We start from the raw sequence: 8,775 nt of genomic DNA on the forward strand, positions 1-8,775 counted from the left end.
TGGGCGCGGTGGGCCGCCGATATCAAAGCCTTGCTGGGCACGCAGCCAGTGTTCAGGCAATCGCCGCCCATCGGTCCGCGCTCGATCAGCAGCGGCTTCAAGCCAAACATCGCGCAGCCCCCGGCGGCGGTGAGGCCAGCCGATCCGGCACCGATTACGATCACGTCATGGGTATTTTTCATAATGCTCGTTTCGGCAGAAGAATGGTGCTGGTTACATGCGGGGCATATGATTAGACGTTGGCTATCAAGTAAAAGGGAATCCAGCATGAATGTCGAAAATTCGCGTGAATATTATGGCAAGGTGCTGTCGCAATCAGCCGATTTGCGCACCGATGCGTGCACCACGGCAGAGGCCCCGCCGCTCGCGGTGCGCCAGGCGCTGGCCAATGTGCATGCCGATGTGAAGGCGCGCTATTATGGCTGCGGATTGATCGCACCATCGTGCATCGAGGGCGCGCGGGTGCTCGATCTGGGCTCGGGCTCGGGGCAGGATGCCTATATCCTTGCGCAGCTGGTGGGCGAACATGGCGAGGTCGTCGGCGTTGACACCACGCCCGAACAGCTGGCCATCGCCAATGCCCACCTCGAATGGCACCGCGAGACCTTTGGCTATGCTAAGTCGAACGTGCGCTTTGTTGAAGGCGATATTGAACAGCTTGATACGCTCGATCTTGAACCGGGCAGCTTTGATATTATCGTGTCCAACTGCGTGATCAATCTGGTGGCGGACAAGGCAAAGGTGTTCGCCGATGCGCACAAGCTGCTCAAGACCGGCGGCGAGATGTATTTCTCCGATGTCTATTCGAACCGGCGGGTGCCACAGCATTTGCTGAACGATCCGGTGCTGCACGGCGAATGCCTGTCGGGCGCGCTGTATTGGGGCGATTTTCTCAAGCTCGCCAAAGCGGCCGGTTTTGCCGATCCGCGGCTGGTCAAGGATCGTCCGCTCGGCATCGGTGACCCGCGCATTGCCGAGATGCTCGACGGCATCGATTTCTTCTCCGCCACCTACCGGTTGTTCAAGCTCGACGGGCTCGAGCCTGAGTGCGAGGATTACGGGCAGGCGGTGGTGTATCTCGGCAGCGTCGAGGGCGAGGAACGCGTGTTCACGCTCGACAAGCACCACCTGATCGAACGCGGCCGGATCTTCCCGATCTGCGGCAACAGCTGGACGATGCTCGCCGAAACGCGCTTTGCCGAGCATTTTCAGTTTATCGGCGATTTTTCGACGCATTACGGCGTGTTCGATGGCTGCGGCGGTGGCCTGCCGTTCGTTCAGGCGACCGGCGAGGACAGCGATCTGGTGGGATGCTGCTGAGCGCCTTGCGGCTTGCACTCCTCACTTCCGCTCAGCCTGAGCCTGTCGAAGGCCCCGCATGCCCTCACCCGATCGCTATCCGTTCTCCGGCGAAAGCCGGAGCCCAGCAGCGGGGTTTCGCTGTGGCCGCCCTGGATTCGGGCTTTCGTCGGAAAGGCGGCTGGGCACGACGCCGACCCGTGCGCGTGGCCTTCGACAAGCTCAGGCTGAGCGGAGGTGGGTAGGCATATGCACGTCTTCCTGACCGGCGCGACGGGGCTCGTTGGCGGGGCGCTGGCGGGCGCTTTGCTCGATGCCGGGCACCGGGTCAGCGTGCTGGTGCGCGGCCAGGGGCGCGATGTGCTCGATATGGACGGACGCGACCGGATCGGCGAAATCGCGGTTTTCGCTGGCGACGTGGCGTGGCCCGGCTTCGGACTGGTCGCAGCGCCGCAAGGCGTCGATCTGCTGGTGCATTGCGCTGCGACGGTTGATTTTGCCGCTGCCGATGCGGTGCATCAGGCGGTGAATGTCGGCGGCACCGCCCATGCGATTGCGCTCGCGCGGGCATGGGGCTGCCCGCTGCTGCATGTCTCGACCGCTTATGTCTGCGGTCGCAGTGATGGTGTGATCGACGAGGCCTCCGCCGACCCCGCATCCGATTTCACCAACGGCTATGAGGCGAGCAAGGCGCGCGCCGAAGCATTGGTCGAGGCGGCGCAGGGCGAGGGCCTCAGCGCAAGCATCGCACGTCCGGCAATCGTCGTCGGGCGGTTGAGCGACGGGGCGATCCCACGCATCGATGGCTTTCATCATTTGTTCCGCCTGTTCGGATCGCCGCTGCTGGGCGCGGTTCCTGCGGTGGCCGATGCAGCCTTTGCGCTTGTGCCCTTGTGCCATGTCACCGCCGGGCTGATGGCGATGGCCGAGCAGCATGATCTTTTCGCGGGCCGCCGCGTTCATCTGGCCGGAGCCGCGCCGTTTGCGATGGCGGATATGCTGCGCATCGTCGCCAGCTATCCCGGCACGTACCCGGCGCAGATGGTCGATCCGGCAATCCACGATCCCGCCAGCCTCGACCGGCGCACGACGATGGTCCACCGCCGCATCGGCCCGCAGTTTTTCGACTATTTCCTGCGCTCCCCGCACTTTGCCGGGGATACGCTGCGTGATCTCGCCTCGATTTCCCCGCCACCGGTCGACGAACCCGCCTTCCGCCGGATGATCGACCACTGCATCCGCGCAGGGTTTCTGGATTGGCGTTAGCGCATACGTCCCTCGACTTCGCTCGGGAACGCGGGAACGGAGCGCCCAGACATTTTAAGTTCGTCACCTTCCGTCTGTCCCGAACCCATCGACGCCGCCTGTCGGCGTTGCTCAGGATGAACTTCAGCACAGGCTGAAGTCGAGGGACGTACGCGCCTACCCTAGCTGAAATTCGCATTCCGCTTCTGCATGAACGCGAACACCGCTTCCATCTGGTTGGGGGTGCGGATGATCTGGTCTTGCAGCACGCTTTCTTCCATTAAGATGGCGTCGGTGTCGAGATCGGGAGTGCGGTTGAACAGGTCTTTGGCGGCGCGGATCGCGTCGGGGTTTTTGCTCGCGATGTCGGTGGCAATGGCCATCGCGCGCGCGTGCGGGTCGGCATCGACATGCGTGGCAAAGCCGATGCGGCCTGCCTCCTCGCCTGAGAATTCGCGGTTGGTGTAGGTCAACTCGCGCAACGCATCGTCGCGCACCGTGCCGCGCCACAGCGCATAGCCGCCCATGTCGGGGATCAGCCCCCAGCGCATTTCCATGATCGATAGCCGCGCATCGGGCGCGATGATGCGGATGCACGCGCCTGACATGATCTGCAGCCCGCCGCCAAAGCACACCCCGTGCACCGCCGCGATCACTGGCATCGGCAGCCTGCGCCAGCCGAACGCGACCTCCTGAAAGCGGTTGGTGTTGCCGAACGGCCGGTCGGTAAGCCTTGCGGGCGTATCGCCGCCCGCAGCCCCTCCCGACGCACCGTCAGGCGCACTGAAACTCGCCATATCGAGTCCGGCGCAAAACGAGCGGCCCTCGCCCGAGAGCACCACCGCGCGCACCCCGGGTTCGGTCTGCAGCCGCTTGAGCGCGGCGATGATGCCATCGAACATCGCCGGATCGAGCGCGTTCATTTTGTCGGCACGGTTGAGCCGCACATCGGCGACGTGGTTTTCGATTGTGATGCTGACGCGGTCGTTCATTGCGGTCATTCTCCTGCGGCGCGGGCCAGCGCGCGTTCTACCAAGGGCAACTGGTCGTTGCCGAAATACATGTCATCTTGCCCGACAAAAATCGAGGGGCTGCCATAGCCGCCGCGCGCCACCAGCGCATCGGTGTTGGCGCGCAGCCTGTCCTTGATGGCTTGTGTCGCGGCCCTGGCGATCAGCCCTGCGCCGTCCATGCCGATGCTGTCTGCCACGGCGGCGATTTCCGTCGGGTCGTCAAGATTGCGCTGGCGCACGAAATAGGCGTGGAACGCGGCGTCGGCAAAGCGCTCGAGCGCGTGCTGGTCATCCTCCAGCGCGCAGGCGGCGCGCATCGCGTACACGCTTTTGAGCGGGTGATGCGGCGAAGGGAATTGGATTTCCAGCCGGGCCAGCGCTGCCCAGTCGCGCAAGGTCTTGGCGCTGTGTCGCCATTTCGGGCTGTCGCCGCTTTCCCGCGCGGCATAGACCTGCGGGTTGGCCGCGTTGAACACTCCGCCAACCAGAATTGGTGTCCAGCGGATCGTCGCGCCATGCGCGGCGGCAATCGGGCGGATGTTGTGGAACGCGAGATAGGTCCATGGGCTGGAGAGATCGAAGCAAAATTCAATGGGAGTCATGACTTAATCCCGAACAATGTCTCGCGTGCCTGAGCATCGTCGTGCGGATTGCGCTTCACCGCGTCGCGCATCACCGATAGCCCCGCCTGCAGTGCGGGACGGGCGCGGCACAATGCATACCAGCGCGCGATGTGCGGATAATCGTCCAGCGTGATGCCCTGCCGCTTGTGGGTCATGATCCACGGGAAAACCGCCATGTCGGCGATGCTGTAGTCTGCGCCGGCGACATAGTCCGCCTCGCCCAGCCGCCGGTTCAGCACGCCGTAAAGTCGCGCCGCCTCGCGTTCGTAGCGATCAATCGCGTAAGGCAGCTTTTCGGGCGCGTAGAGCTTGAAATGGCCGTTCTGCCCAAGCATCGGGCCGAGTCCGCCCATCTGCCACATCAGCCATTGTGTGACACTATAGCGCCCGCGCAGGTCGGCGGGCATGAACCGCCCGGTCTTTTCGGCCAGATAGAGCAGGATCGCGCCGGTCTCAAAGATGCTCACCGCATCGCCGCCGCCGGGCGGACCATGATCGACCATCGCCGGGATGCGGTTGTTGGGGCTGATCGCCAAAAAATTCGGCGCAAACTGTTCGCCCGCGCCGATGTTCACCGGCTTGACGGTATAGGGCAGGCCGCATTCCTCGAGCATGATCGATATCTTCCAGCCATTGGGGGTGGGGGCGAAATACAGATCGATCAACGGCCTCTCCTTGCGGTGCTACCTAATCAGCCATTCACCGCATGGCCGGGTGTGTTGACGCCCATGCTGGTGAGGTAGCGCTTTACGTTGCGCGCAGCCTGGCGCAGCCGTTGTTCGTTTTCCACCATCGCTATGCGGACATAACCTTCGCCATCCTCGCCATAGCCGACGCCAGGCGCGACCGCGACCTTGGCATGGGTGAGCAGCTGCTTGGAAAATTCAAGACTGCCCATATGCGCGAGCGCAGGCGGCAGCGGTGCCCAGGCAAACATCGATGCACGCGGCGGCGGGATGTCCCACCCGGCGCGGCCAAAAGCCTCAACCATCACATCGCGCCGCTTGTGATACAGTGCGCGGTTGGAGGCGACGATATCCTGCGGGCCATTGAGCGCCGCGCAGGCCGCCGCCTGAATCGGGGTGAACGCACCATAATCGAGATAGCTTTTGACGCGGGTCAGCGCCGCGATCAGCTGTGTGTTGCCGACCGCAAAGCCCATCCGCCAACCGGCCATCGAATAGGTTTTCGACATCGACGTGAATTCGACCGCGACATCCTTGGCACCGGGCACCTGCAGGATTGAGGGCGTCGGGCAGCCGTCGTAATACAGCTCGCTATAGGCAAGGTCGGACAGCACCCAGACCTTGTTCTCTTTGGCCCAGGCCACCAGCCGCTCGTAGAACGCCAGATCGACGACCTCGGCGGTAGGATTGGAGGGATAGCCGACGACCAGCACCGAAGGCTTGGGCACGGTGAACGCCATCGCGCGATCGAGCGCGCGCCAGTATTCCTCATCGGGTGTGGTCGGCACCGAACGGATCGTCGCCCCGGCGATGATGAAACCAAAGGTATGGATCGGGTAGCTGGGGTTGGGCGCGAGCACGACATCGCCCGGCGCGGTGATCGCATTGGCGAGGCTTGACAGGCCCTCTTTTGACCCCATCGTCACCACCACCTCGGTGTCAGGATCCAACTCGACATTGAAACGCCGCGCATAATAATTGGCCTGCGCCTTGCGCAACCCGGGGATGCCCTTCGATGCCGAATAGCCATGCGCATCGGGCTTGCGTGCGACCTCGCACAGCTTGTCGATGACATGCGGCGGCGGCGGCAGATCGGGATTGCCCATGCCCAGATCGATAATGTCCTCGCCGCCCGCGCGCGCTGCGGCCCGCATCGCGTTGACTTCGGCGATGACATAGGGCGGCAGGCGTTTGATGCGGTAGAATTCGTCGGACATGGGGACTTCGCTTTTCTCTTTTGCTCCGTGAAGGGAGCACAATATGTGCCGCAAACGCGGGAGTCTGTCGAGGAAAAGCGGGGATGCCAATAAATCCTCCCACAGCTTGTCCGGGGGAGGGGACCATCCGCAGGATGGTGGAGGGGCGATGCGCCGCCGCTGGAAAGTCACCCCGCCGTCAGCCTTTCAGGATGCCACCACCCCGAGACAAGCCGGGAGAGGATATGGAAGACCGAGACGACTTATCTTTGTCGCGCGGTGCTGCTAGGGCAGGGACACGAGCAAAACGAGAGGCCGAATATGGCGAGCAATACCGAAACCAGCACACCCGGCCTGCCGACGCTGGAAGATATGCAGCACTGGACCTGGGTGGTCGGCCGCGCCCAGCAGATGATCATGGAGCATATGGCGGCGGTCGCTGACCAAAGCCCCGCTGACCTGTCGAAGTTCACCGATCCCGCCGCGCTGCAGCGCCAACTCTCCGGCTGGATGGGCAATATGCCCAAGGCGATGTTCGATGCCCAGGTTGATATGTGGACCGAAGGGCTGCAGCTGTGGCAGGGCTTTCTGGGCGCGGTTACCCCGCCCGGTTTGATCGAAGAAGCTGAAGGCGGCCCGCCCACGACGCCAGCGACGGTGCCCGAGCTGCGATCGGACCGCCGGTTCGCGGCGCGCCAGTGGCATGACAATCCGGTCTATGCGTTGATCCAGCAGAGCTATCTGATGGTGTCGGACCATATGCTCGGGCTCACCGACAAGGTCGACGGGCTAGAGCCGCGCCAGAAGGAGCAGCTGCGCTTCATGACGCAGGGGCTGCTCGACGCGTCAAGCCCCGGCAATTTCCCGCTCACCAACCCGCTGGTCATGGAAAAGATCGTTGAAAGCAATGGCGAAAACCTGATCAAGGGGCTCGATCATCTGCTCAATGATCTGCGCAAGGGCCAGCTCACGCATACCGACCCGGATGCGTTCGAGCTTGGCCGCAACATCGCGGTGACCCCGGGCAAGGTCGTGTATGAAACCGATCTGTTCCAGCTGATCCAGTATGATCCGGCAACCGACAAGGTGCTTGAGGTGCCGCTGGTGATTTTTCCACCGTGGATCAACCGCTTCTATATCCTCGATCTCAACCCGCAGAAGAGCTTTGTCAAATGGGCGACCGAGCAGGGCATCACAGTGTTCATGGTCTCGTGGAAATCGGCCGATGAAAGCATGGCGGAGATCATCTGGGACGATTACGTCAAGGCGCAGATCGAGGCGATTGACACGGTGCGCGATGCGCTTGGCGTTCGCCATGTCCACACCATCGGCTATTGCGTGGCGGGCACGACACTGGCCGCCACGCTCGCCCTGCTTGCCAAGCGGGGCGAGGCCGACAAGGTCAAGAGCGTTACTTTTTTCACCGCGCAGGTCGATTTCGAAAAGGCTGGCGACCTCACGCTGTTCATCGATGACGAGCAGCTGAAAATGGTCGAGCAGCTCGGCGGCAAGGGCTATCTTGACGGGCGCTATATGGCGGCGACTTTCAACCTGTTGCGCGGGCGCGACCTCATCTGGAACTATGTGATCAACAACTATTTGCTGGGGGAAGATTATCCGCCGTTCGATCTGTTGCACTGGAACGGCGATACCACCAATCTGCCCGCCAAATGGCACCGCAGTTATCTGAAGGACCTTTATCGAGACAACCGGCTGGTGCAGCCTGGGTCAATGGTGGTCGATGGCACACCGATTGACCTGAGGCTCGTTAAAACCCCAGCCTATATTCAGGCGGGTAAGGAAGACCATATTGCGCCGCTGGAGAGCGTCTGGCGACTGACCCATCATCTGTCTGGCCCGATGCGTTTTGTGCTCGCAGGATCTGGTCATATCGCCGGGGTGGTCAATCCACCGGCGGCCAAAAAATACCAATACTGGACCAACGATGCTGCGGTCGAGAGCCTTGAAGACTTCATCGCCGGGGCAAGCGAAACCAAGGGCAGCTGGTGGCCGGACTGGGTCAGCTGGCTGCAGGCGCAATCTGATGCGACGGTTGTTGCCAAGGGCGCACGCATCCCTGGCAAGGGCACGCTCAAGTCACTCGAAGATGCGCCCGGGCGTTACGTCAAGCAGCGCTGACCGGCTTGATTCGGGGCAGCGGTGCGCCGAGTTGGGTGGAAACCTTCAGGCCTAAGCCCCGCCTGCACAATGACTTTTGTGCAGTGCAACATTTTTCTTGACGATCCTGATTTCGATCATTATTGTGCACTGCAACATAAACGCACATGCAATCGAGATCATCCATGGCCGACACCAACATTCCAGTGAACAGCAAGGACCCGGCAGATGCCTATGCGGCGGCAGTTTCGGCCAAGGCTGAAACGCCTGCTGATGCAGCGCCCAAGCCGGTTGTCTCCAAGGACGCCGCAGATGCTCCCAAGGTAGCAGCGCCGACTGCTGACGCCAAGCCCGCAGCGGCTGAAAAGCCAGCTGAGGTCAAGCCAGCGGCGCCCAAAGCAGAACTAAAAGCGACGGTGACAAAAAAGCCTGCAGCTAAAAAGATTGTGGCAGCGAAGGCTTCGGCCAAGTCTGTCGCTGCCCCGGCAAAGCCTGCCCCGAAAGCAGCCAAGCCCAAGACGACAAAAGCAAAACCATCACCCACCAAAACGCCGGTAGCCACGAAGGCCACCACCACACAGAAGAAGGAAAAATC

Annotated in this window: 8 protein-coding genes and 1 pseudogene; 4 read left to right on the forward strand and 5 right to left on the reverse strand. The window is 62.2% G+C overall.

Annotated elements, in window-relative coordinates:
* Nucleotides 1-182: FAD-dependent oxidoreductase (locus ACEW8G_RS02040; protein WP_373486784.1), on the reverse strand; the 182-nt coding region annotated here is incomplete at its 3' end.
* A gap of 85 nt (nucleotides 183-267) precedes the next feature.
* Between ACEW8G_RS02040 and ACEW8G_RS02045 the strand changes: the two genes are divergently transcribed.
* Nucleotides 268-1,320 carry a methyltransferase domain-containing protein gene (locus ACEW8G_RS02045; RefSeq protein ID WP_373486785.1) on the forward strand — a complete coding sequence of 351 codons (1,053 nt, stop codon included), beginning with the start codon at nucleotides 268-270 and terminating at the stop codon, nucleotides 1,318-1,320.
* Between the two features lie 228 nt (nucleotides 1,321-1,548).
* On the forward strand, nucleotides 1,549-2,565 hold the full coding sequence (locus tag ACEW8G_RS02050; RefSeq protein ID WP_373486786.1) for an SDR family oxidoreductase: 1,017 nt from the start codon (nucleotides 1,549-1,551) through the stop codon (nucleotides 2,563-2,565).
* A 161-nt stretch (nucleotides 2,566-2,726) separates the two neighbouring features.
* On the opposite strand, the gene ACEW8G_RS02055 is transcribed toward ACEW8G_RS02050, so the two are convergent.
* Genes ACEW8G_RS02055 through ACEW8G_RS02070 form a run of 4 tightly spaced genes read right to left on the reverse strand, consistent with a single transcriptional unit; the run spans nucleotide 2,727 to nucleotide 6,083 of the window.
* On the reverse strand, nucleotides 2,727-3,536 hold the full coding sequence (locus ACEW8G_RS02055) for a crotonase/enoyl-CoA hydratase family protein (protein ID WP_373486787.1): 810 nt from the start codon (nucleotides 3,534-3,536) through the stop codon (nucleotides 2,727-2,729).
* Between the two features lie 5 nt (nucleotides 3,537-3,541).
* Nucleotides 3,542-4,159 carry a 2-hydroxychromene-2-carboxylate isomerase gene (locus ACEW8G_RS02060; protein WP_373486788.1) on the reverse strand — a complete coding sequence of 206 codons (618 nt, stop codon included), beginning with the start codon at nucleotides 4,157-4,159 and terminating at the stop codon, nucleotides 3,542-3,544.
* The gene (locus ACEW8G_RS02065) at nucleotides 4,156-4,845 is read right to left on the reverse strand and encodes a glutathione binding-like protein (protein ID WP_373486789.1); all 690 of its coding nucleotides are present in this window, start codon (nucleotides 4,843-4,845) and stop codon (nucleotides 4,156-4,158) included. The genes ACEW8G_RS02060 and ACEW8G_RS02065 overlap by 4 nt, the downstream gene beginning before the upstream one ends.
* Before the next feature lie 26 nt (nucleotides 4,846-4,871).
* On the reverse strand, nucleotides 4,872-6,083 hold the full coding sequence (locus ACEW8G_RS02070; RefSeq protein WP_373486790.1) for an LL-diaminopimelate aminotransferase: 1,212 nt from the start codon (nucleotides 6,081-6,083) through the stop codon (nucleotides 4,872-4,874).
* Nucleotides 6,084-6,383: 300 nt separating this feature from the next.
* On the opposite strand from ACEW8G_RS02070, the gene ACEW8G_RS02075 reads away from it, so the two are divergent.
* Nucleotides 6,384-8,201 (forward strand): PHA/PHB synthase family protein, encoded by a 1,818-nt coding sequence (locus ACEW8G_RS02075; protein ID WP_373486791.1) that lies wholly within the window; start codon nucleotides 6,384-6,386, stop codon nucleotides 8,199-8,201.
* A gap of 164 nt (nucleotides 8,202-8,365) precedes the next feature.
* A pseudogene (locus ACEW8G_RS02080) lies at nucleotides 8,366-8,775 on the forward strand (hypothetical protein); the annotation flags it as partial.

The organism is Blastomonas sp., assembly GCF_041747255.1.
Classification (GTDB): domain Bacteria; phylum Pseudomonadota; class Alphaproteobacteria; order Sphingomonadales; family Sphingomonadaceae; genus Blastomonas.